This is a genomic window from Clostridium sp. CF012, assembly GCF_018861755.1.
Taxonomy (GTDB): Bacteria; Bacillota; Clostridia; order Clostridiales; family Clostridiaceae; genus Clostridium_AD.
This window is the reverse complement of record NZ_JAHLEF010000026.1, coordinates 40,066-65,204: the sequence shown is the minus strand read 5'-3', so window position 1 is coordinate 65,204 and position 25,139 is coordinate 40,066. Positions and strand designations below refer to the sequence as shown.

The window sequence follows — 25,139 nt, the reverse complement described above, 5'->3', positions numbered from 1 at the left end:
TTGAAATGTTATACTATGGAGATTTGTGGATATAAGTATTGTTAGTTTATTTATGTGTAATTTATAGGATAATGATTGTAATAGTATCATAGAAAATAAATATAAATATAACTAACCAACTAACCAACTAACCAACTAACTAACTAACTAACCTTATTCTCTAATCTTAACTTATCAGCTATCATAGCTATGAATTCTGAATTGGTAGGCCTGCCTTTTTCATTTCGAATAGTATATCCGAAAATCTTATTAATAGTTTCTATTTGTCCCCTACTCCATGCAACATCTATTGCATGCCTCATTGCTCTTTCTACCTTACTAGCAGTAGTATTAAACTTTTTACCTATCGCTGGATACAATTCTTTTGTAACTGATGATAAAAGTCCAATATCATTCACTACCAAATTTATTGCTTCCCTTAAAAACATAAACCCCTTTATATGGGCAGGTATTCCAATTCCATGAATAATATTAGATATTTTAGTGATCATATCAGTTGATTGAATTTTGCTAATTTTAATTTCGCTATTATCAAAATAAGTAATTGCTTTTTTCACATCCCCGTTATATATACCATCATTCACCAATTGCCTAATTCTTTTAACTAATACCTCTAAATCAAAAGGTTTTACAATATAATAATCTGCTCCTAGTGACATGGCTCTTTGAGTTATTTTATCATGACCAACTGCTGATAAAACTATTATACGAGGCATTATATCTAAATTCATTGTATTCAGCCTCTCAAGAACTCCCAAACCATCAAGAATCGGCATAATCATATCAAGTACTACTAAATCAGGTTTTTTATCTTCAATCATTTTTAATGCTTCTTCTCCATCCCCTGCTATTCCAGTAACAATAATATCCTTTTGAAATGATATATATTCACTTAGCAAATTACGAAATTCTTTGCTATCCTCAGCAATGATTATGTTTATTTTTGGTTCTTCCATGTTTACGATCTCCTTTACAATTTGGTTATATATCCCAATAATGAGTTCAACAAAACATTGGAAAATCCTTCTAATTAAAAACATATTTATAAATATTGTCGAATTAGCAATATAAAAGACTATAAAAGTAGCCACTCTTTTAAAGCGGTCAGCCACTAACTATAGCTTACTTTATTCACAATATAAGTGAAATTCATAAAGAAATGCTACGAAAACCTTAGAAATAAAAGTAGATGAAAGCAATTATGTTATAAAAATAGATAAAGTTATTTGTGTAGATAAAGAAGAGCTAGCTGGTAATAATAGGTTAGTGTATAAGTGCCAGAGTGAAATTAAGGGACCGGAAAGTCCATACAATTCAGAAACTGTGGTGACGATACTGACTCATTAGTCTGTAAGAAATGTAGTGAAGTAGTATTCGTTAATTTTAATAATGGTTGTAAGCTCTGAGGGATGCATTGGGGCTTTATTTTTGTCCGAATTTACAAATGTTGCAGGGAATAATAGTTTTACGTTGAATTTATTAGGTGGATTGAAACTATATTGATATTTAACTGTGAAAGACTACTATAATAAATACTATATATACGCCTGTTAAGATTACCAAAGACTATATGACATATAGTCCAATTAATGAAGGAGATGAACATATGGCATTACTAAATTTTAAAGAGATACCACCTGCCAATAAGCCTGATGGCAATCAAGATACTTTTGAGCTATTTGCTCGAGAGGTTTTAGACATGCTAGGATTTGAAATCTTAGTTAATCCTGATAGGGGTCAGGATGGAGGCAGAGACATTATCGCACAAGAAAAAAGAATAGGAATATTAAATGATACACAGGTAAAATGGTTGGTTAGTTGTAAACATAATGCTCATTCAGGGACATCTGTAGTTAATGGTGATGAAGAAGATATAACCGATAGAGTGAGAACTCATGGTTGTAGTGGCTTTCTTGGGTTCTATTCAACAGTTGTTAGTTCACCGTTAAATAGGAAACTAGAAGGCCTAAAAAAACAATTTGAAGTTCAGATATTTGATAACGAGAAAATTGAAAAATTGCTTCTTATGAATGAATTGGGAAAAGAAATAATACAACGATTTTTTCCAAATTCATACCAACTTGTTGATGATAAAACACCTTCAAATTTGTTTACAGAATATATGCCCTTAAAATGTTCATGTTGTGGCAAGGACTTATTAGGAAAGGATTCTTTGGAAAATTATAAAGGTGTTGTTGTTTTTACAGAGGACATAGAGTTTATGGAAACAAATTTTTCGAAAATAAAATATGTAGATATATATTGGGCATGTAAAGGTGTGTGTGATGAAAAATTAGAATCATATCATTATTCCAAGGGGTATTCTAATGGATGGGAAGATATCTCTGATATTATTATTCCATATAAGTATTTACAATGGGTTATGAGCATTCTTAATAAAATCAGAAATAATGAAGCTGAATTTACAGATGAAGCTTTTGAGAAATTAAAGGATTTCATTATAGCTGTTTCGCAGATAGTTGTTAAAAACCAATCAAAAAAAGATATACGTAGAATTCTAGATTTAAGTGTTTTGCCGGATTGGTTATAAGTGAGCTACTTAAGTCTATAAGATATTTAATGATAAGAGGATTGTGTAGTAATTAAAACAAGCAAAGATAAATATAGCAAAAACAAGACATGTCAATACTTCAAAATAGGTGAAGGTATGTCTTTTGAAATCAATTAGAAACACATACATTTATGTTTGAAGAAATATTATTAAAGTTACAGGAAGTGAATTATAATAGGTACAAAAGGGCACTGGTTAGTCCAATGCCTTTTTTTATTTAATATTATTCATGAATTTTGGGATAAGGATCTGCGATATCTGTTCTACCTAGAAGATAGTCTGTAGATACGTTAAAGTAATCGGCTATCTTTACAACTAAATAAATACTAGGTGTCCTATATGCGGTCTCATAGTTCGACAATGTTTTCCTATCTATATTTAATTCCTTTGCTAATACATCCTGCGTTAAATCTTTATCTTGCCTTAGAGCTCTAAACCTTTCGTTAAACTGCATTTCAACCCCTCCAGATAAAATAAATACAATAATTAATTAGTATATCATGGAGTGATTGGTATAAATTGTTATGGCTCATTTTGCAGACAAAGTAAATGTGATAAGGGGCTAGGCTTTAAATAACAAGAAAAATATTACAAAAGGTGAATAAAAACACGAACAAGTGTTCTTTACTTAAGGGGGATAAAATGCTACTATTAAAATATTACAAACGTAATTGCTTATGATAAATAATCGACAAGGGGATGTTGAAGTGAAAAACACGGATGCAATCAACATAGAAACAGCATGGAATTTAAAGGTGGAGGCACATAACAATATATTTGATTTTCTAGAGAAAAAGGGATTGAATAATGGAGATTTGTTAAAGTTTAGAGAGCTGTTAAAAGAATGCTCTTGTAGAGAAGTTGAATTGAGTTTATTGTACGAAGAAATATAACTAAAAGTTTTGTGCACTTTTCGTGCACTTTTCTTGAATTTTGGGCATAAAAAAAGGCTTTCAAGAAATCCTTGAAAGCCTTATGGTGCCGGAGGCGGGAATCGAACCCGCACGGTATTGCTACCACTGGATTTTGAGTCCAGCGCGTCTGCCAGTTCCACCACTTCGGCATGTCTGACAAAATTTATTTTAACATATATTTATAATTAATGCAATAGTTATAGTACAACTTTATTAATGATTTTGAATCTATTTTAATCTTGTTTAGAAAATTAATTTCATATGAAGCAATTTCAATATTTATTTTTTGCACAATCAATTGAAAACACCAATCAAAGTATAGTATTATATGTAGTGGAAAGGTAAATACTAATCATAAAAAATACATTTTATTATATCGTTAATTAATCAGGGGGCTAACATGAAGAGAATATTAGATACTATTATTGAAAAAAACAGGCACTTTACAAAGGATGGCACAGTTGCCTCATATATACCAGAACTTTCTAAAGCGGATGGCGAGGCTTTAGGTATTTGTGTAACTACTCTTGACGGAGAAGAGTTTTTTGCCGGGGATTATGAAACAAAGTTTACAATACAAAGCATATCAAAGGTTGTTACGCTTATGCTAGCCATAATTGATAATGGAGTAGATTATGTGTTTACTAAAATAGGAATGGAGCCTACGGAAGCTGGTTTTAATTCCATAATAAATTTAGAAAAAAATATTGACCAAAAACCTATAAACCCAATGATAAATGCTGGAGCAATTGCAATAGTTTCATTGATTACAGGTGATACTGCAGAGGAAAAGTTTAATAGGATTTTAAAGTTTACAAGAAAAATTACAGGTAATCCTGATATTGATATTAACCAAGGTGTTTATACCTCTGAAAAAGCTACGGGTGATAGAAATAGATCACTCGCTTATTTCATGAAGAGCACAGGTGTTATTGAGGGCGATGTGGAGGATGTTTTAGATGTATACTTTAAGCAGTGTTCAATGGAAGTTAATTGTAGGGATATAGCCAGAATAGGAGCTATGCTTGCTAATTCAGGTGTAATAGTTTCTAAAAATGAAAGGGTTTTATCTAGAGAAGCCACTAGAATAATTAAAACTATAATGGTTACTTGTGGCATGTATGATGGTTCAGGTAATTTTGCAGTACATATAGGGATACCTGCAAAAAGTGGTGTAGGTGGAGGTATAATGGCAGCGGTGCCTAGAAGAATGGGTGTTGGTGTAATTGGACCCGCGCTGGATGAAAAAGGTAATAGTATTGGCGGTATAAGGGTTTTAGAAGAATTGTCTAAGGAATTAGATTTAAGTATATTTTAAAAAAAATGTAATCATAGCAGAAAGAAGGGATTTAAAATGTCTAAAGAAAGGTTATTAATTTTAGATGGTCATAGTCTTATGTATAGAGCTTTTTATGCATTGCCAGCCCTAACAAATTCAGACGGCATATATACTAATGCAGTTTATGGCTTTACAAGTATGCTCTTAAAAATGAAAGAGGAATTTGAGCCAGACTATATTGTTACAACCTTCGATAGAAAGGCACCTACTTTTCGTCATGAAGAATATAGTGACTATAAGGCAGGTAGAAAGAAAATGCCTGATGAGCTTATGGGACAGTTCTCTATAGTCAGGGAACTTTTAGAGAAAATGGCCATAGACATTTTTGAATTAGATGGCTTTGAAGCAGATGATTTAATAGGAACCTTGTCTGTATTTGGAGAAAGCCAAGGGCTAGAAGTCTTTATAGTAACAGGAGACAGAGATGCACTTCAGCTTGCCACAGATAATGTTAAAGTTGTAATAAACAAAAAAGGAATGTCAGAAAAAGAAATATATGATAGAAATCGAATAATAGAGGAGTTTGGAGTAACCCCTACTGAATTCATAGATGTAAAGGGCTTAATGGGAGATGCTTCGGATAATATTCCCGGAGTGCCAGGAGTTGGTGAAAAAACTGCTTATAAGCTTATTAAAGAGTATAAGAGTATAGAAAATGTTCTTATGAATATTGAAAAGATTAGTGGCAAAAAGCTGGTGGAGAATTTAATAACTTATAGTGAGCAGGCTATTTTTAGTAAAAAATTAGCTACTATAATTACTAGTGTGCCTATGGATATAGATTTAGAGTCAATTAAATCAAAAGAAAACTATGATGTACGCGCTGTAAAAGATTTATTTTATAAATTACAGTTTAAATCATTAATAGGCAAAATAGCTGATGAACAGGATTCTCCTGAAGAAATATTTTCAGCTGATTTTACAGTAATAGATAAGTTATCAACGCTTAAGGAATTAGTAGAGGAAGTTAAAGATACCGTTTATATAATTTTTGATATTGCAAACGCCAATGTGTTTTCTAAAATTAGCGTAGAAAACATATACCTTAATTATAAGGAAAAAAACTATTCTATAAAAGTCCTTGATTTATTTAATGAAGATGAAGAGAAAACTATAAATTGTTTGAAAACGCTGTTTGAGAACAAGGATATTAAAAAGGTAAGCCATTCCCTAAAGGAGGCATACACAGCTCTTCGTAAAAAGGGAATTGTACTACAAGCAGTAAAATTTGATACTGAAATTGCAGCTTATTTAATCAATTCTGCCCAAAGTGAATATAGCTTAGAAACGCTTATTGATACATCTCTTAGAATTAGTATTACGGGCGAGGGCGATGAAAGAGAAATTAATAAAGTAGCATTACTAAAAAACCTTTATGAAATATTAGAAGTGAAGATTAAAGAATATAAAATGGAAGAGCTCCTATATACCGTGGAGCAACCCTTAACAGAGGCTATATCATATATGGAGGCGGAAGGGTTCACAATAGACAAGGATAAACTAGCGGAGCTTAACATAAAATTTGCAAAAGACATAAATGAAATGGAAAGCACTATTTTTGCATTAGCTGGGGAAGAATTTAATATCAAATCTCCAAAGCAATTAGGAAAGATATTATTTGAAAAATTAGATTTACCTGTTATAAAGAAAACAAAAACAGGATATTCAACTAATGCAGAGGTTTTAGAGGCACTAGTAGATAAGCATCCTATTATCACAGAAATTACTCGCTATAGAGGGCTCACAAAGATTTTTTCCACATATATAGAGGGACTTCAAGCAGTAATTGATACAGATTGTAGAATACATTCAAGCTTTATGCAGACAGTAGCCACAACGGGAAGGCTATCAAGTACAGAACCGAATTTGCAAAACATTCCCATAAGGCATGAAATGGGTAGAGCTATAAGACGAGTATTTATACCACACAATGATCAGTGTGTTATTTTATCTGCGGATTATTCACAAATAGAGCTTAGAGTATTAGCTCATATATCTGGGGACGAGAATTTAATTGAAGCTTTCATTAACCATACTGACATTCATACTAAAACTGCATCAGAGGTGTTTAATGTACCTTTAAATGAAGTTACATCAGTTATGAGAAGTAATGCCAAAGCAGTAAACTTTGGGATAGTATATGGTATTGGAGAATTTAGCTTAGCAAAGGATATAAATGTATCTAGAAAAGAAGCTAAAATTTATATAGATGCATATTTCGATAGATATCCAAATGTTAAGAAATACATGGAAGATATAGTGGTTGAAGCTGAGAAAAACAATAGTGTTACCACAATTTATAATAGAAGAAGAGCTATCCCTGAAATAAACTCATCAAATAAAATTGTTCAGTCCTTTGGAAAAAGGCTTGCTATGAATACACCTATACAGGGGAGTGCGGCAGATATTATTAAACTGGCTATGGTAAATGTATTCCATAAATTAAAGGACTCAGGATTAAAAAGTACTTTAATACTTCAGGTACACGATGAATTAATATTAAATGTTTATAAGGATGAGATTGTGCAAGTTGAGAATTTGGTTAAAGAGCAGATGGAAAATGTTATAAAACTTTTAGTTCCACTAGAAGTAGGAATAAGTATTGGAGAAACTTGGTATGAGGCGAAGTAAGTAGTTGACAGTTGATAGTTGTGAGTTAAACTATAACTCGCAGCTATCAATTTAAAAAATGGGGGTATAAGATGCTTAAGGTAGGGATAACTGGGGGTATTGGTAGTGGAAAGAGTACAGTAACTAATATGCTAAGAGAAAAGGACCTTCCAATTATTGATGCTGATATTATAGCTAGAGAGGTTTTAATAATAAACCCTGAGGTCCTCATTCAAATTAAAGAGGAATTTGGGTATGAGTTTTTTGACGAAGAAGGTAAACTTAAGAGAAAAGAGTTTGGACACTATATATTTAAGAATGATACTCGCAGAAAAAAGCTAGAGAGTATAATGATGCCTTTTATAATAAGTGAAATAAACCATCGAATAAAGGCCTATGAAGAAGATAAGTGTATATTATGCTTTCTTGATGCTCCTACTTTGATAGAGAACAATTTACATACCAGTATGGATATAACTATATTAGTTTGGGTAGAAGAGGAAGTTCAAATACAAAGGATTATGCTTCGGGATGATTTAGAAATAGATGCAACAATGGATAGAATAAGAGCTCAAATGCCAATAGATGAAAAGAAGAAGTTTGCGGATTTTATTATTGATAATGGAGGAAGCGCTGAAAATACAAAGTTACAACTAGATTTGATTATAACACAATTAGAAAGGTTAAATGTGAAGACATGAAGTTTAAAACAATTATAAAAATTTTACTCCTAATTTTATTGGTTATTTTATTAGTTAATATTAAAAGTATTTTTAAAAGTTTTTACCAAGTAAAATATGAAGATCATATAGTTAAGTATTCGCAAAAGTATAATATAGACCCCAGTTTGGTTTCAGCTGTAATTAAAGCAGAAAGTAATTTTAATGGAAAAGCGGTGTCCCCTAGAGGAGCCTATGGTCTTATGCAGATAATGCCAGATACTGGACTTTGGATTGCTAAAAATATGGAATTAAAAGACTTCAAGGAAGAAAAATTATATGATAGCGAAATTAATATTGCCATGGGATGTTGGTATATTAATAATTTAAATACGGAATTTAATGGAGATATAGACTTGGTGTTAGCAGCATATAATGGTGGTAGAGGAAATGTTCAAAAGTGGCTTAAAGATAAAAGATACTCTTCGGATGGTAAAAAATTAAATAACATTCCTTTTGCAGAAACAGATAAATATGTAAAAAAAGTAAAGACGAATTATAATATTTATTTGAAATTATATGGTGATGAATTTAAGGTACTTTCAAAAAAAATAATATATTGACAATTTAAACTAAACTGATATAATAAATCTTGTAGTTCTAAGTACAAGTACATATAACTACAAGATTTATCCCTTTATATTAAATAATATTTGCGAGAGTGGCGGAATGGCAGACGCGCACGTTTAAGGGACGTGTGGGAGACCGTACGGGTTCAAGTCCCGTCTTTCGCACCAAAAAATTAGACTTGGAGACTGAATTATTGTGACTTTTGTCATAAGAATTCAGTCTCTTTGTTTTCCTAAAAAAAGAAGAAAATAAAGAATACAAAGCAAAATTCGTTAAAGATGAATTTTTAAAAGAAATATGGAAAAACTAACATCTGAAAGAGGTGTTATTTATGAAAAACAAAAATCAAAGTAGTGATATAAAACATAAGAAATCCTATGAAAAGGAAAATAAAGAAAATAATCCTGTTACCATGAACGGTGATGCTAATATGAGTAAACCTGTAAGAGGATTAAAGTAATAAGTGTTATAAATATCAAAGAAATAAAGAGGACTTAATTATATCCTCTTTATTTCTTTGCTAAATCCATTTATTACTTTAAAGAAAGGGTATATTACGTAAAATGCATTTGAACAAGCCTTAGTAATACTTAACTAATTTTATGAAAGATACGTTAAGAAAAGTACATGTTTGAGCGATTTAGCGAGTTTGTACTTTTTAGTATCTTTCAATAAAATTTGTTTAGTATTACTTGGCGAAGTGAAATGCATTTGTAGTAATATACCCTTTCTCATTTTTTTTAATTTAGTTAGTATCAAAACACTTCCTATAGCATAAATTGTTAATGTATTAGTAATTTGGAAGATAGGGAGGGCAATGATGAATCTAGAAGACAGAAACTTTGAAGATATAGACATAAATGAAGAATATGAAATGATTCCATTTGAACCTATGATGTATGGATATGGGAAAATGAACTCCATACCAAGTATGGGTACGCCAATGGGATACATGCAGGATGTAAATCCAAATATGGAATCGAATCCATGGATGGGAATGAAGTCGAATATGAGTATGAATCCAAATGTGAGTATGAATCCAAATGTGAGTATGAATCCAAATGTGAGTATGAATCCAAATATGAGTATGAATCCAAATATGAGTATGAATGCAAATATGAGCATGAATCCAAATATGAACATGAATCCAAATATGGGAATGAATCAATTTAATGAAGACATGTACATGGATGGGTTTAATTCAATGGCTATGATGTATGGTGATGCATCAATGAAAGAGTACGGGGATGATGAGAATGAAAGGTTAAGACAATTAGATAAGTATGGAAATACAGAGCCCTTTAAAGATGGTCATAATAATCCAAATAAATTTAATCCTAAATACAATGATGTTGATTCCATTGTAAGAAGGATCGAAAGGTATAACCCTGGAATATTTAGGCTTTTGACTAGTTGTGGTATGCCTTATGCTGAGGCAAGAAATATAATTAGAAGAATTGTTAAACTGACACTTATGTATAGTGAGGAATAAAAATAGTCTTAAGTTCAACATAAAGCACAATAAAATAATTCTTTATTTTATAACCCTATAAAAACTTATAGGGTTATAAAATTTATATGGAATTTTTAAATGCTTAATAGCATTTTTAAATGATTAATAGCATTTTTAAATGATTAATAATATATACTTTTTTTGTTGAAGGAAATCTAAAGGTAATGTAGAATTAATTATTAACGTAGAATTTAATTATCCAAGAGGTGTAAATATGTTTAATATAGAAATTGTATTTGATGATGTTAGCATCATGAGTGTAGAAAAAGAAGATATTATTAAAATAGAAAAGTGGATTAACAACCAACAAGTGTTTAATATAGATGCTGCTCAGGATTACGGTATTAAGGAATTTTACGAAAGATACCTAGAGTATTATGTAAGTGAGGGAGAGTACTTTCTTAAAGTTTTGCGAGGAAGTGAACTTATAGGAATTATTAAAGGTAGAATAGAATTTAAAAATCCAAATGAAGTGTGGATTATGTGTTATTTAATAGAATTTCAATTATATGATGTGGATATATCCACCAGAATTCTTGATGAATTTTTAAATCATTTTTATAAAAATTATGGAATACGTAATTTTTATACTTTTGTTTCAGAGGATAATTATAGTATGCTGGAATTATGGAAAAATAATAATTTTGAAATAAGTAGAGTAACAAGTAATTTTTTAGAAATAAATAGCCAAGGCAAGAACATTTTAATCCTAAAGAAAGAACTCAATATGAATAAAATCAAATAAGGCTTACATATATTAATAAGACACCAGAAATAATCTGCATATAAAATTGGTTTAATTAGCGCTTTTAGAAGGAAGGGATACTTATTCTAAATAGTGTGACTGCTTAGATAGTAGTGTAAAAGTAGATTGTGGTGGGATTTGAGAGAGGTCCTTTTGAGAGGGCATTAAAATTATTGACACCTCTATGGAAATTATTTATAATAAATGAAGCTGAGTCCTATTTATGTATAGGTACGGAGGAACCAAGAAATATGGGGTTAATCTAGAAAATGGTAATTATTTACTAGTAGGGAGCCTTCATCCCGAACCCGTCAGCTAACTTCGGAAGCTTTAGGAGGGTATCAGATGAACATTTTAAAATATAACTTAGTTAAGATGGCTATTTTTGTATTATTCATTGGTCTTTTTACGAGTACGAAAACACAAATGGTGAAGGCCGATGTTGTAATTAAAGGGCCAACACAAGTAATTCTTCGCTCTGCAACTTTCAAAACAGATAATGTTATTAAAGTTCCAGATAGGAGTGTGGAAAAAAAGAAAAAAGAAGTGCAAAAAAGACTATCAAGAGGTGAAACTTCAACGAAGTCATTAGTAGCAGGAAGCGAAAGCGATTTAATTTCTTATGCCTATGATTTTATTGGAAAACCATATGTGTGGGGAGCTACGGGACCTAAATCCTTTGATTGTTCAGGCTTTACAAAGTATGTTTATAACGCTTTTGGAGTAGATTTACCACATTATACAGGTTCTCAAATAGGTGAGGGAAATTCAGTATCTAGAGCTGATCTAAAACAAGGTGATTTAATTTTCTTTAATACAGATGGACCAGTATCACACGTTGGCATTTATGTAGGGGATGGAGAATTTATACATGCCTCCTCAGGAAGTAGAAAAGTTACAGTGAGTAATTTAAGTCAAAGCTATTACACTTCTAGATATGCTGGTGCAAGAAGAATACTTAATTAGATGTAATAAAATCCGACGGTAATTGTCGGATTTTTTTTATTTATATATGCCTAATATATTTTCTTTTTTTTATTCTAAATTTAGTTTTTAGATAATAATATTTTAAATAAGGATTAATTAAGTTGGGAGATGTTAGAGTGAAATATACTAGATATAATTATAAACCGCCAAGAAAAAAAAATAACTTTATGCTTGTTTTTATATTAATTATAATAGCAGCAATTGCACTGGGGACTATATTTTCCAAACTATTACCTAAGTATAATACAAAGCCCGCTACAGAGGATAAAACTACTAAAATAGGTTTGGAAAAGGAGAACATAACAAATAAAGATCCTTCTAAAGTAACTTCTGAAGGGATTATTAATTACTATGTAGCAATACAATGTGGTGTTTTTAGCAACAAGGCAAACGCTTTGGTTTTGAAAAATAGTTTAGTGACATATGGTACACCCTTTATTATTGAAGAAGGTACAAGCAATAGAGTTATGTTTGGTATTTATCCAAAGGAGGGTATTGATATTATAACTAAACAGCTACAAGCAAATAAAATAGAATATTCTAAAATTAATTTTCAAGTGATTGGCAGTGATGTCACCAGTTCACAAATTAATGAAATGATAAATGCAGACCTTAAAATATTAAATAAACTTTCGGAAAAAGCTACTAGTGCAGTTCAAACTGTGGAATTGAAAAAGTGGCTAGGAACTTTAAAAGGGGCAGAGGAAAAAAGTGCAAGTTATGCAACCATGACTGAAATAAAAACTTATTTAACTGCAATGCCCACGGAGATTAAAAAGGAAAAAACAGAGGAAGGGTATATATATATCTATAAATTTATAAAAAAATTGTCAAAGGTATAGCTCTACACATTTCTTATATTTTGTAAACAAATTGTAAAGAATCTTCGTGAAATATGATGTAAAATAAGATAAAACATAGAAAATACAAATAGACCTTTATAGTCTACTTGTATTTTTTTATTTTAATTTATAGTCATTGCAACGATAACTCAATGAACTGCAATTATAAACATTTCTTGAATAATACTTTATAGACTTGTTAATGAATTTATTAAATGTTAAAATGTATAAGATATATAAGTAAAGTGGGGGTTATAATTTGAAAAGTGCAGAAAAGAGAAATTCGTATTTTGTTTTTTTTATACTTATAGGAGCTATTTCTGGAAGTTTAATAGGTGAGTTATTAGGAAATAATATAAGTGCACTGAAATTTTTGAAGAGTACATACACCATAGGCATGAGTAATCCTATGCTTATAGATCTGAAAGTAGTAGCCATAACTTTCGGTATAAATTTTAATATTAATATTATGTCTATAATAGGCATAGTTTTGGCAATAATATTATATAGAAAATATTAGGAGTGATGTAGTGGATATTATTTTAGCTTCTGCTTCGGTGCGAAGAGCGGAACTTTTAAAAAAAATAACTAGTAATTTTAAGATAAAGGTAAGTGATTTTAAAGAAAGCGACATACCATTTTCTGGGGATTGTGGGGACTACGTTATGCACTTAGCAAGAGGAAAGGCTATGGATATTTGTAGCAGTGTGAAAAAACCAGCTGCTATAATAGGTTGTGATACTATTGTTTATTTTAAAGGCAAGGTTCTTGGAAAACCTAAAGATAGTGAGGAAGCTTTTCAAATGCTTAGTGAGTTAAGTGGCAATACGCATGAAGTATATACAGGAATTGCAGTAATAAACACAGAAACCCAAAAAATTAGTACTGAATTTGTTTGTACAGAAGTAAAATTTTCAAAACTCTCCGAGGTCGAAATAAACAAGTATATTGAGACAGGAGATCCTCTTGATAAAGCTGGAGCTTATGGAATACAAGGAGCAGCATCTTTATTTGTTGAACAATTAAAGGGTTGCTACTATAGTGTGGTGGGGCTACCAGTAAACAAATTATATTTTATGTTAAGGGAAATGGGGGTCAATCTATAAAGGAGTTGTTTTATGGGTATGACGTGCAAAATCATGGATTTGCCTCAAAATGAAAGACCAAGGGAAAAATTATTAAGATACGGTGCGGATACACTTTCAAATAGTGAACTACTAGCTATAATACTTAGAATAGGATCGAAAAACGAAAATATTATAAGTCTTTGTGGTAGGATTATTTCTGAGTGTGGCGGACTAAATGGACTTTTAAGTTCAAGTGCAGAAGAATTTATGAATTTAAAAGGTATTGGGAATGCTAAAGCAACACAACTCTTGGCCCTTACAGAGATTTCAAAAAGATTTAGAAGTTTTAAATCTGGAGAAGAGTATAAAATTACCACGCCAAAAGATGTTGCGCAGTATCTTATGGAGGAAATGAGATACTTAAAAAAAGAATATCTTAAATTAATCATGTTAAATACAAAAAATGTAATTATAAGCATAAAAGATATCTCAATTGGTAATTTAAATACTTCAATTGTTCATCCAAGAGAAGTTTTTTACGAAGCTATTAAAAACTGTAGTGCTTCAGTGGTTATTTGTCACAATCATCCTTCAGGAGATCCAACTCCTAGCAAGGAAGATATAAGCATTACTACAAGGTTAAAAGAATGTGGTAAATTACTAGGGATAGAATTGCTTGACCATATAATTATTGGTAATGGAACTTATACAAGTTTAAAAGAAAAGGGAATGCTTTAGATACGAAAGGAGAAATTATAATGGGAATATTTGGAACGTCTCGTGATATGGGAATAGATTTAGGAACAGCAAATACATTAATTTACTTGAAGGGGAAAGGAATTGTTCTAAGAGAACCTTCTGTTGTAGCTATAAATATAAATACTAATAAGGTACTAGCTGTTGGTGAAGAAGCGAAGCAGATGATAGGTAGAACACCTGGTAACATAGTTGCTATTCGCCCTATGCAAGACGGAGTAATTGCAGATTTTGATATTACTGAAAAAATGCTTAGACACTTTATAAATAAAGTTAGTTCAAAAGGCTTCACAAGCCCAAGAATTGTTGTTGGATTTCCGTCAGGCGTAACTGAAGTTGAAAAGAGAGCAATAGAAGAAGCAACTAAAAGAGCAGGTGCAAGAGAGGCTTATTTAATGGAAGAGCCAATGGCAGCAGCTATTGGAGCTGGACTTCCTGTTAATGAACCCACTGGAAGTATGATAGTGGATATTGGAGGCGGAACTACAGAAGTTGCAATAATTTCACTGGGTGGAATTGTAACAAGCAAGTCTCTAAGAGTAGCAGGGGATAAGTTGGACCAATCAATAATAGCATTTATTAAGAAACAGTACAGTCTCATGATAGGTGAGAGAACTGCAGAAAACATTAAAATTGAGCTTGGATCAGCCTTTGTATTAGAGGATGATGATATGAGTATGCCGATAGTAGGAAGAGATTTAATATCAGGACTTCCGAAAGTTATCGAGGTAACACAAAAAGAAGTAAGAGAAGCGCTCAGTGAACCAGTTCAAGCAATAATTGAGGCAATAATAACAACTCTCGAGAAAACCCCACCAGAGCTTGCATCCGATATAATGGAAAAAGGAATCATGTTAACTGGAGGCGGCGCACTGCTCAAGGGAATAGATACACTTATAAACCGCGAAACACATATGCCTGTGCACATAGCTGAAAACCCACTTGATTGTGTGGCTATAGGAGCAGGAAAAGCTCTCGTTAATATAGACGTTATGAGTAAAAGAAGATAGATGAGATTTTTAAAAAATAAACTGGCAGTAGTTATTATAATACTGTCAGTTACATTTTTATCAATAATTGGGTATAGCTCAAATAGAGGAAAAATGTCTTTCGTGGAAAACGGTGTGGGGGTAACTATAAACTCAGTGCAGGGTTTATTTTATGGTGGATTTTATAAGGTAAGAGATTCTTTTAAATTTATAACAAATTTCTCAGATGTTAAAAAAGAAAATGAACAGCTAAAAAAAGCGAACAGCGAGTTCAAAATAAGGTCATTAGAATATACTGCAGCAATAAAAGAAAATGAAAGATTAAAAAGCGTGCTTAAGTTTACAGACCAAAGAGCTGAGTACAATTATATTGGTGCTAATATAGTTGGATTAAGTGGGAATAGTTTTTCAGATGGATTTTATATAAATAAGGGTGAAAATAAAGGTATAAAAAAAAGAATGATAGCTATGACTGGAGAAGGGCTCGTAGGGCAGGTTACCTCGGTAGGTAGCAATTGGTCTATAGTACAATGTTTATCTAATGAAAACATTGCAGTAGCGGGTCGTGTTGAAAGAACAGGAGATAATAACGGTATGGTAAAAGGATATAAAGATGAAAATAATAAAATGCTTGCACAAATAGAGCGTCTGTCTTTAGATTCAGCTATAAAAAAAGGCGATGAAATATTGACCTCGGGTCTTGGCGGCATATATCCAGCTGGAATTAGAATAGGAAATGTTCTAAGTGTATACTCGGATAAAGGTAAAGTAATGAAAAGCGCTATAATAGAGCCATATGTTGACTTTACAAAGATTGAAGAGGTTTTTATTGTGGTGCCAAAAGATCCTAGAGAAATAAAATATTAGGAGTTGTATTATGAAGAGAATATTAGGGGTTTTATTATGAAAAGAGTATTAACATTAGTGTTTTTATCTATTCTATTTCTAATATTAGATAATACTTTGATGCCTTTACTTAAGATAAATGGTGCATATCCAAGTTTAATATTTACTTTTGCCCTGTGTTATTCTATAGTTAGTTCGCAAAAAGACGCAGTTATAATTGGAGTTTTTACTGGAGCACTTCAGGATTTGTATTTCTTGAACGGGTTTGGAATAAATACGCTAACCAATATGCTTATGTGCCTTGTAGCTGCTGAAATAGGTAAGAGTATATTTATCGAAAAGGCACTTTTGCCAATAGTATCATCATTTGTGTTAAGTGTAGTAAAAGGTTTAATGGTATTTGCTATAATGTTTTTGATAAAGCAATATACTCAAATGTATACAGTATTATATCATGGAATATATAATTTAGTAGTTTCTATTTTCATGTATAAATTCGTATATAGACTTTCTCAAAAGGAATACATGAAGAAAGAATGGAGATTTTAAGGGCAGTTTAGAAGGAAAGGCACTGAAGATGATTAAAAGGTTGGTGAAATAGTGAGTAAGAAAAACAAAGAAAAGAAAGAGTTTTCTAGGTTTAATGTTTTGGTCTTAATTATGATTTTGATTTTTTCTTCCATCATTTGGAGACTAATAAATATACAGGTAATTAATGGTGAATTATATAGGGAAACTGCAAATCAACAAAATCACAAGATAATATCAACAGTAGCTCCTAGAGGGGATATAATTGATAGGAACGGTAAGAAATTCGCTGAAAGTAAACAAAGCTATATATTAACATTTACTAAAACCCAAGAGAGCGAAGACAGTTTCTTTCTCACCATGGATAAGGTATTTAAAATTCTTGATGAAAACAAGGCAATTCAAGTAGATGAGTTTTTACTTAAAGTAAAGACTAGTGCTGATAAAAAAAGTATAGAATATAGTTTTGATTTTAGTAAGACCGTGGATAAAGAAACTCAGAATTGGATAGAGCTTAGATTTAAAAAAGATAGAGGCTTTGAGGATAAAGTTATTAAAGAGCTTTATAAGGATAAGAAGAAAGATGATCTAAATGCTGAGCAACTTAAAAAAGTTGATGTAGAGCTTTTAAAGATTACTCCGGAGCAAGTATTTAATGAACTAATAAAACAATATGGAATGGACAAAATAAAAGATCCTAAAAGCAAAGAAGAACTAAGACGGTATATGTTAGTGAAAGATACGTTAAAGATGCAGAGTTTTTCGGGATACAAACCTATAACTATAGCTAATAATTTAACTCCTGCGGCTGCCGGTATTTTTGAACAAATGCAACCTGAAATTCCAGGAGTTAGTATTACAACTCAACCAATTAGAGTCTATCCTAATAAGGATCTAGGGTCAGCATTCCTCGGATATATTTCAAAAATAAATCCTTGGGACACCGATAAGTATGAGGAACAAGGCTATGATATAAGTTCGGATTATATAGGTACTTCGGGAATTGAAGCAGCCTATGAAGAGGTGTTAAGAGGAACTAAGGGGCAAGAAAGTATTGCAGTTAATAAACAAGGGCGTAAAGTTAGCACCCTAGGGGAAATTGAAACTTATCCTGGGCAAACAATACAACTCAATATAGATAAAAATATGCAATACGCTGCAGAAAAATCTTTAGATGCTGTGATGCTCAATTTACAAAAACAAGGAGTAAGCAAAGATGTTAATACCACCAATGCTAATAGAGGTGCAGTGGTGGTACTGGATGTTAATACGGGTAAGGTATTAGCCCTGGCAAGTAGACCTGGATATGATCCTAATTTGTTTGCGGTATCCGGAGGACTAACTCCTGAAATGAATGATTTATATATAAATCCAAACATAGGAAAAATGGGACTTGAGTATATTCAAAAACGAGGGTTAGCAAATATTAAAGGTGTGTTAACTGATAAAGAGTTGGCTGAAAAGACTAAAGCTGAAAGAGAAAAAATACTACTTGATTATATGTTTCCGCTAGATAAAAGCATAAAAGGTAATACTACAGTTAGGAAGGATAATAATGATATTTTTCCAAAGGCAACTTTCAATTATGCGACTAAATCTTTAATACCTCCTGGTTCCACCTTTAAACCAGTGACAGCTGCTGCAGGGCTAGAAGAAGGCGTTGTAGACGAAAATTATCAAGTATACGATAGTGGTCCATACAATAAACGATATCCATCAGTTACTGCTGCTTGTTGGATATGGAATGATAGTCATGGTTCACATGGATGGGTAAATGTTCAAAAGGCAATGAGAGAGTCTTGTAATTATTATTTTTATGATGTTGCCGATAGACTTTATGCAAAGGGTGGAGAGAAAGTAGCGGGGCTAGATTTACTAGCAAAATATGCGTGGAAATTCGGTCTTGGTATAGAACCTAATAGTAATAAAAAACCAGCTACAGGTATTGAGATTCCAGAAAATTTTGGACAGGTATATAATTATGAATCAAGTAAAGAAATATTAGCGAATATTCATAGGAGTAGTCTGGTGGAATCTTTACAAAATTCGAAAAAACCTCTTGACCTTGTTTCACAAAAGGAAATTGGTACAAGTAAAGAAATTGAAGAAATTAAAAAAACAAATAAAAACAAAAGTGCGTTTCTTGCTAATATTAAGACGGAAATGAAAAAAGACAAGAAGGGTTCCTATGATTCAATTATAAAAAGTATGCAGGCTGCGCTAAAGGGACTTTTTGAAGCTTCACCAGCATTAAAAAAGAATAACTATACAGATACAAATATCAGAGCTATGGCTGAGCTTATATATTCGGAAATAAGTGATGCCAATGTGGAAATTAATTCTGCTGCTAATGCATATTATGCAGCCATAGGGCAGGGGTTTAATGCATTTACACCTTTACAACTCGCCAATTATGTTTCTACCATGGTAAATGGCGGGAATAGATATGAACTACATTTAGTTGATAAATTTTTAGATCCAGATGGAAAGGTTATTAAAGAAACTAAACCTGTAATTTTAGAAAAAGCTGGAATAAGTGATAGTACAACTAAGATTATCAAAGAAGGAATGCTCGAAGTTACTAGTGATAAAGATGGTACGGCATTTGATACTTTTGGACATTTCCCAATTCCAAATGGAGGGAAAACAGGTTCGGCAACTTTTAATGATGTTACTCAATCTGCTTTAGGAAGGACTTCCTATGGTTACTATATAGGATTTGCTCCCTATGACAAACCTCAAATAGCTATTGCTGCAGTGGTTTTTGATGGTGGGCATGGTGGATTTGTTGCACCAGTTGCAAAAGCTGTCTATGAGCAGTACTTTAAAGCTGAATTACTTAAGCTAGATCCTAAATATGAATTTATGTATGATGCAGATAAGAAAACAAGTAATGTAAATTTGCCTACTACGACAACAGGGAATGGTCATGATTAGTCAAATTTTAAATAAATAGGAATTTTAAATAAACTCTAACAAATTTACTTGTTAGAGTTTATTTATTTGTAGTCATATAAAACAATTTAAATTCATTCTCAAATAATAGAAATAATGATAGGAAATAAAAAAAATATACTATTATTGAAATTAAGCAGGAATTTACCTATAATATGTAGAAGAAATAGCTTAAGTTGAATTATTGAGAAGATTTTAAAGGGTTGGTGAAATAGTGAGAAAGAAAAATAAAATATACAATGAATTTTCTAGATTTAATATATTGATTGCTATTATGTTTGTGATTTTTTTTGCTATTACCTTGAAATTAGTAAATATGCAGATAATTAATGGTGAGAAATATAAACAAACTGCAAATCAACAAAATCACAAGATAACATCTACAGTAGCTCCAAGAGGTGATATTATTGATAGAAATGGTAAAAAATTGGCTGAAAGTAAACAAAGCTATATATTAACATTTACTAATACAAAAGAAAGTGAAAAAAGTTTCTTTACCACTATGGACAATGTATTTAAAATTCTTGATGCTAACAAGGGATTTCAGGTAGATGACTTTTTACTTAAAGTAAAGACTAGTTCAGATAAAGAAAAGACAGAGTATAGTTTTGATTTTAAGACCTTAGATAAACCAGCACAAGAGTGGTTAGAACTTAGATTTAAAAAAGATAGAGGCTTTGATGAAGGAATTATTAGAAAGCTATATGATGATAAAAAGAAAGAAGACTTAAAGCCTGAGCAGCAAAAAAAAGTTGATATAGCTCTTTTAAAGATTACCCCAGAGCAAGTCTTTAATAGATTAATTAAAAATTATGGAATGGACAAAATTGTGGATTCTAAAAGTAAAGAATTACTCCGTAGGTACATGTTAGTTAAGGACACTTTATACATGCAGAGTTATTTTGGATATAAGCCTGTAACTATCGCTAATAATTTAACAAAAGATGCAGCTGGTATTTTTGAACAAGTGCAACCTGAAATACCAGGTGTTAGTATTACAACTGAGCCTACTCGGGTCTATCCGAATAAGGAACTAGGGTCAGCTTTCCTCGGATATATTTCTAAGATAAATCCTTGGGACAAAGATAAGTATGAGGAACAAGGCTATGATGTAAGTACAGATTATATAGGTGCTTCAGGAATTGAGGCAGCTTTTGAAGATGATTTAAGGGGAACTAAAGGTCAAGAAAGTATTGAAGTTAATAAACAAGGACGGAAAGTTAAGACATTAGGTGAGATTAAAACCTATCCTGGGCAAACAATACAACTTAATATAGATAAAAATTTGCAATACGCTGCAGAAAAGTCTTTAGATGCGGTGTTGCTGCATTTACAAAAAGAAGGGAATAACTCAGCGCAAAGTGTAGATACAACAAATGCAAATAGAGGTGCAGTGATTGTAACTGAAGTTAACACGGGTAAGATACTAACACTAGTAAGTAGACCTGGATATGATCCTAATCTGTTTGCAGTATCTGGAGGGTTAACTCCTGAAATGAATGATTTGTATATAAATCCAAACATAGATAAAATGGGACTGGCCTATATTAAAAAAAGGGGGTTAGCAGATATTTTTGATAAAGGTGTGCTAACTGAAAATGATAGGGCAAAATCCAAAGAAGAAAGAGAGAAAATATTACTTGATTATATGTTCCCTTTAGATAAAAGCATAAAAGGTAATACTACAATTCGGAAGGACAATAATGATATTTTTCCGAAAGCAACTTTTAATTATGCAACTAAATCGCTAATACCTCCTGGTTCCGTCTTTAAGCCAATGACGGCTATTGCAGGACTAGAAGAAGGCGTTATATCCAAGACGAGTCGAGTAAACGATAATGGCCCATACAATACACGTTATTCATCTCTTAAAGCTGCATGTTGGAGGTATAATGAGCATGGTTATGGTCATGGATGGGTTAATATTCAAATGGCAATGAGAGAATCTTGTAATTATTACTTTTATGATGTAGCTGATAAACTTTATGCAAATGCTGGAGAGAATAAAACGGGGTTAAACCTACTAGCAAAATATGCATGGAAATTTGGTCTTGGAATAGAGCCAAATAGTAATAAAAAGCCAGCTACAGGTATAGAGATACCAGAAAACTTTGGTCAGGTATATAATTATGAATCTAGCAAAGAAAGATTAGCGAACATTTATAGAAGTAATCTGGTTTCCAAATTGCAAGAGATGAAAAAACCACTTGATCTTGAATCACAAAAAGAAAGTGGAACTGAGAAAGAAATAGATGAAATTAAAAAATTAAATGAAAACAAAGTTAAGTTTATCGCTTTTATTAAAACAGAAATGAAAAAAGATGTAAAAGGTTCCTATGATTCAATTATAAAAAGCATGCAACTTGAGATAAAGCGACTTATTGAATCTTCCAAAGTATTAAAAAACAATAATTACACAGATGAAAATATCAGAGCTATGGCTGAAACTATATATTCTGAAATAAATAATACTAATTCTGAAATTAATTCTGCTGCAAATGCATACTATGCAGCTATAGGCCAAGGCCAGGATGCTTTTACACCATTACAGTTAGCTAATTATATGGCTACAATGGTGAATGGTGGAAATAGATATGAATTGCATTTGGTGGATAAAATTTTAGACCCGGATGGAAAGATAATTAAACAAACTAAGCCTGTAGTTTTAGAAAAAACAAATGTAAGTGCTAATACAATTGATGTAATTAAAGAAGGAATGCTCGAAGTTACTAGTGATAAAGATGGTACGGCATTTGATACTTTTGGACATTTCCTTATACAAAGTGGAGGGAAAACAGGTTCAGCTACTTTTAATGATGTTACTCAATCTGCGCTAGGAAGGACTTCCTATGGATACTATATAGGATTTGCTCCCTATAACAAACCTGAAATAGCTGTTTGTGTAGTGGGCTTTGATGGCGGTCATGGTGGATGGGTTGCTCCAGTTGCAAAAGCAATTTACGAGCAATATTTTAAAGCTGAAATACTGAAAAAAGATCCTAAATATAAATTTATGGTTGATCCAGATAAGAAAACTAGTAATATAGATTTAAATACTTCTATAACTGGCAATGGCCATGATTAGTTAGATTATAAAGAGTGGTGAATTTTAAATAAACTCTGACATATTTATATATCAGAGTTTATTTAATTATTAAACATATAAAGCCCATCTGTAATAACATGAAAATAATAGGAGTTTTTACTTGAAATAGTAAAAGTATTGTGAAAAAATAAAAAATATATATTTATATTGGAATTAAGCAGGAATTTACTGATAATATGTTGAAATATTAGCTTAGGTTCAAATATGGATGGAACAATTATGGATGGAACAATTAATAATTGCTTTAGAAACATTCAATAAATAGCATACTGAATTGTTATTTATTAGAATGCTCAATAAACCCCAGAGTAGAGCTAGGAGGTTAAAATGATGGTTACAGATAAAATAATAATTAAGGGAAATAAAGAGGGATTAAATGTAGTTATAAATATGAATCATTTCTGCGATTTTGACGATATGTTGGAGGCTCTAGTTAAGAAGCTTTCACAAGGGAAGAAATTTTACAAAGGAAGTACTTTGAAAATAACTACTGAACTCAAATACATAAATGAAAAAGAAAGTATAAAATTAAAAGATATATTATTCGATGAATTTTTAATTAGTGATTGCATTTTTCAGGATCAAGATGAATCCACGGTTAAACTTTTTACAGGCATATATGAGGGGAAAACTAAGTTTTTGAGAAAAACCATAAGAAGTGGACAAAGTATAAATTATCCTGGTAATATAGTTATAATTGGGGATGTAAACCCAGGAGCTGAAATATATGCAGCAGGAAATATAATTGTTCTTGGTAATTTAAGAGGAGTCGTTCATGCAGGCACCAATGGTAATGAAAAAGCTATAATTGCAGCATTGAAGCTAGAACCTCAAATACTCCAGATTGGAAGTGTTGTAACAAGGTCCCCTGAGGATGCCGATAAGCCTCAATATCCTGAGGTGGCTAAAATTAAAAATGGAAATATTATTGTAGAACCCTATTTAGAGAATAAATATATTTAATGGAGGTAATGAACATGGGAGAAGCTATAGTCATAACATCGGGTAAGGGTGGTGTAGGTAAAACTACTACTACAGCGAATATTGGAACAGCGCTTGCATCTATGGACAAAAAAGTAGTAGTTATTGATGGAGACACTGGGCTTCGAAACCTCGATGTATTAATGGGGCTTGAGAATAGAGTGGTATTTACATTAGTAGATGTTATTGAAAAAAGATGCAGATTAAAGCAAGCCTTAATAAAAGATAAAAGATTTAGCAATTTATATTTAATGCCAACAGCTCAAACTAGAGATAAAAATGATGTTAATATAAAAGATATGCTAATGGTAGTAAATGAGTTAAAAGAAGAGTTTGATTACGTTATAATAGACTGTCCTGCAGGTATTGAACAAGGCTTTGAGAATGCAATAGTGGGGGCTGATAGAGCTATTATAGTAGTTAATCCAGAGCTAACTTCAATTAGAGATGCAGATAGGGTAATAGGAAAGTTAGATTCTAAGGGATTAGATAGACATGAAGTTATAATAAATAGAATAAACTATGAAATGACAAAAAGTGGAGATATGTTGTCTGTTGATGACATTATAGAGTGTCTAGCAATTAAATTAATAGGAATTGTTCCAGATGATAGGAAGGTTACGATTTCAACTAATAAAGGTGAGCCAATTGTTTTAGATGAAAAGTCTTTGGCAGGTCTAGCTTTTAAAAACATCGCTAGAAGAATAATGGGAGAGGAAGTATCTTACGCTACATTAGATGGATCATCACGTAGTGAGATGGGATTCTTTGCTTCTCTTAAAAAAATATTTAAAGGGATATAGGGGAGGGAGTCTAATGAATTTATTTAAATTGTTTTCTAGCAAGGTTTTCTCAAAGGATATTGCAAACGATAGGTTAAAGCTGATTTTAATACATGATAGAGCAGACTTTTCGCCTGATTTTTTAGAAATGATTAAAGCTGACATATTAAAGGTAATATCAAAATACGCTGAAGTAGAAACCGGGGAAATTGAAGTTAAATTAACAACAACGGAAGAATATGAAGGAAGTTCACCAGCACTAATCGCTAGTATTCCTATTAGAAAAATAAAGAGATAAGGTATCAAAGGCTATGTATA

Annotated in this window: 24 protein-coding genes, 2 tRNA genes and 1 riboswitch; of the genes, 23 read left to right on the top strand and 3 right to left on the bottom strand. The window is 31.7% G+C overall.

What is annotated here, in order from left to right; all coding sequences use genetic code 11:
• Nucleotides 1–143: 143 nt before the first annotated feature.
• Nucleotides 144–956, bottom strand: coding sequence for a sporulation transcription factor Spo0A (gene spo0A, locus KPL50_RS18935; protein WP_216300106.1), 813 nt, complete (start codon nt 954–956; stop codon nt 144–146).
• A 650-nt stretch (nt 957–1,606) separates the two neighbouring features.
• Between spo0A and KPL50_RS18930 the strand changes: the two genes are divergently transcribed.
• Nucleotides 1,607–2,551, top strand: a complete 945-nt coding sequence (locus KPL50_RS18930; protein ID WP_216300105.1) for a restriction endonuclease — start codon at nt 1,607–1,609, stop codon at nt 2,549–2,551.
• Between the two features lie 244 nt (nt 2,552–2,795).
• Here KPL50_RS18930 and KPL50_RS18925 read toward each other — a convergent pair whose 3' ends face one another.
• A complete protein-coding gene (locus tag KPL50_RS18925) occupies nt 2,796–3,026 on the bottom strand; it encodes a helix-turn-helix domain-containing protein (protein ID WP_216300104.1) in 231 nt (76 codons plus the stop codon).
• A 223-nt stretch (nt 3,027–3,249) separates the two neighbouring features.
• On the opposite strand from KPL50_RS18925, the gene KPL50_RS18920 reads away from it, so the two are divergent.
• Nucleotides 3,250–3,465 (top strand): hypothetical protein, encoded by a 216-nt coding sequence (locus tag KPL50_RS18920; protein WP_216300103.1) that lies wholly within the window; start codon nt 3,250–3,252, stop codon nt 3,463–3,465.
• Between the two features lie 83 nt (nt 3,466–3,548).
• On the opposite strand, the gene KPL50_RS18915 is transcribed toward KPL50_RS18920, so the two are convergent.
• Nucleotides 3,549–3,635, bottom strand: a tRNA-Leu gene (locus tag KPL50_RS18915).
• A gap of 251 nt (nt 3,636–3,886) precedes the next feature.
• Between KPL50_RS18915 and glsA the strand changes: the two genes are divergently transcribed.
• From glsA to minE, 21 genes are all read left to right on the top strand, one after another.
• Nucleotides 3,887–4,804 carry a glutaminase A gene (gene glsA / locus KPL50_RS18910; protein WP_216300102.1) on the top strand — a complete coding sequence of 306 codons (918 nt, stop codon included), beginning with the start codon at nt 3,887–3,889 and terminating at the stop codon, nt 4,802–4,804.
• A 36-nt stretch (nt 4,805–4,840) separates the two neighbouring features.
• Nucleotides 4,841–7,456, top strand: coding sequence for a DNA polymerase I (gene polA / locus KPL50_RS18905; protein ID WP_216300101.1), 2,616 nt, complete (start codon nt 4,841–4,843; stop codon nt 7,454–7,456).
• Between the two features lie 71 nt (nt 7,457–7,527).
• Nucleotides 7,528–8,136 carry a dephospho-CoA kinase gene (gene coaE / locus KPL50_RS18900; protein ID WP_216300100.1) on the top strand — a complete coding sequence of 203 codons (609 nt, stop codon included), beginning with the start codon at nt 7,528–7,530 and terminating at the stop codon, nt 8,134–8,136.
• Nucleotides 8,133–8,717 carry a lytic transglycosylase domain-containing protein gene (locus KPL50_RS18895; RefSeq protein ID WP_216300099.1) on the top strand — a complete coding sequence of 195 codons (585 nt, stop codon included), beginning with the start codon at nt 8,133–8,135 and terminating at the stop codon, nt 8,715–8,717. Before coaE ends, KPL50_RS18895 begins: the two co-directional genes overlap by 4 nt.
• 92 nt (nt 8,718–8,809) lie before the next feature.
• Nucleotides 8,810–8,891: transfer RNA gene (locus tag KPL50_RS18890), tRNA-Leu, on the top strand.
• A gap of 164 nt (nt 8,892–9,055) precedes the next feature.
• Complete coding sequence (locus KPL50_RS27540) at nt 9,056–9,184, top strand: hypothetical protein (RefSeq protein ID WP_290443253.1); 129 nt, start codon at nt 9,056–9,058, stop codon at nt 9,182–9,184.
• A 360-nt stretch (nt 9,185–9,544) separates the two neighbouring features.
• On the top strand, nt 9,545–10,216 hold the full coding sequence (locus KPL50_RS18885) for a hypothetical protein (protein WP_216300098.1): 672 nt from the start codon (nt 9,545–9,547) through the stop codon (nt 10,214–10,216).
• Nucleotides 10,217–10,451: 235 nt separating this feature from the next.
• Entirely contained in the window at nt 10,452–10,982 is a 531-nt protein-coding gene (locus KPL50_RS18880; protein WP_216300097.1) for a GNAT family N-acetyltransferase, read from the top strand.
• Between the two features lie 198 nt (nt 10,983–11,180).
• Nucleotides 11,181–11,326, top strand: a riboswitch (cyclic di-AMP (ydaO/yuaA leader).
• Between the two features lies 1 nt (nt 11,327).
• Nucleotides 11,328–11,948: a C40 family peptidase gene (locus tag KPL50_RS18875; RefSeq protein ID WP_216300096.1), complete on the top strand. Its 621-nt coding sequence runs from the start codon at nt 11,328–11,330 to the stop codon at nt 11,946–11,948.
• Nucleotides 11,949–12,085: 137 nt separating this feature from the next.
• Entirely contained in the window at nt 12,086–12,811 is a 726-nt protein-coding gene (locus tag KPL50_RS18870) for an SPOR domain-containing protein (protein WP_216300095.1), read from the top strand.
• Between the two features lie 259 nt (nt 12,812–13,070).
• Nucleotides 13,071–13,331 carry a DUF4321 domain-containing protein gene (locus tag KPL50_RS18865; RefSeq protein ID WP_216300094.1) on the top strand — a complete coding sequence of 87 codons (261 nt, stop codon included), beginning with the start codon at nt 13,071–13,073 and terminating at the stop codon, nt 13,329–13,331.
• Between the two features lie 10 nt (nt 13,332–13,341).
• Entirely contained in the window at nt 13,342–13,917 is a 576-nt protein-coding gene (locus KPL50_RS18860) for a Maf-like protein (RefSeq protein WP_216300093.1), read from the top strand.
• A 12-nt stretch (nt 13,918–13,929) separates the two neighbouring features.
• On the top strand, nt 13,930–14,616 hold the full coding sequence (gene radC, locus KPL50_RS18855; RefSeq protein WP_216300092.1) for a DNA repair protein RadC: 687 nt from the start codon (nt 13,930–13,932) through the stop codon (nt 14,614–14,616).
• Between the two features lie 20 nt (nt 14,617–14,636).
• Nucleotides 14,637–15,644: a rod shape-determining protein gene (locus tag KPL50_RS18850; protein WP_216300091.1), complete on the top strand. Its 1,008-nt coding sequence runs from the start codon at nt 14,637–14,639 to the stop codon at nt 15,642–15,644.
• Nucleotides 15,645–16,490 carry a rod shape-determining protein MreC gene (gene mreC / locus KPL50_RS18845; protein ID WP_216300090.1) on the top strand — a complete coding sequence of 282 codons (846 nt, stop codon included), beginning with the start codon at nt 15,645–15,647 and terminating at the stop codon, nt 16,488–16,490. It begins immediately after the preceding gene.
• 36 nt (nt 16,491–16,526) lie between these two features.
• Nucleotides 16,527–17,018 (top strand): rod shape-determining protein MreD, encoded by a 492-nt coding sequence (mreD, locus tag KPL50_RS18840; RefSeq protein WP_216300089.1) that lies wholly within the window; start codon nt 16,527–16,529, stop codon nt 17,016–17,018.
• Nucleotides 17,019–17,069: 51 nt separating this feature from the next.
• On the top strand, nt 17,070–19,934 hold the full coding sequence (locus tag KPL50_RS18835) for a penicillin-binding transpeptidase domain-containing protein (protein ID WP_216300088.1): 2,865 nt from the start codon (nt 17,070–17,072) through the stop codon (nt 19,932–19,934).
• 232 nt (nt 19,935–20,166) lie between these two features.
• Nucleotides 20,167–23,037: a penicillin-binding transpeptidase domain-containing protein gene (locus tag KPL50_RS18830; RefSeq protein WP_309245196.1), complete on the top strand. Its 2,871-nt coding sequence runs from the start codon at nt 20,167–20,169 to the stop codon at nt 23,035–23,037.
• A gap of 351 nt (nt 23,038–23,388) precedes the next feature.
• Nucleotides 23,389–24,021, top strand: a complete 633-nt coding sequence (minC, locus tag KPL50_RS18825; protein ID WP_216300107.1) for a septum site-determining protein MinC — start codon at nt 23,389–23,391, stop codon at nt 24,019–24,021.
• A gap of 14 nt (nt 24,022–24,035) precedes the next feature.
• Nucleotides 24,036–24,842 carry a septum site-determining protein MinD gene (minD, locus tag KPL50_RS18820; protein ID WP_216300087.1) on the top strand — a complete coding sequence of 269 codons (807 nt, stop codon included), beginning with the start codon at nt 24,036–24,038 and terminating at the stop codon, nt 24,840–24,842.
• A gap of 13 nt (nt 24,843–24,855) precedes the next feature.
• The gene (minE, locus tag KPL50_RS18815) at nt 24,856–25,119 is read left to right on the top strand and encodes a cell division topological specificity factor MinE (RefSeq protein WP_216300086.1); all 264 of its coding nucleotides are present in this window, start codon (nt 24,856–24,858) and stop codon (nt 25,117–25,119) included.
• Nucleotides 25,120–25,139 lie beyond the last annotated feature (20 nt).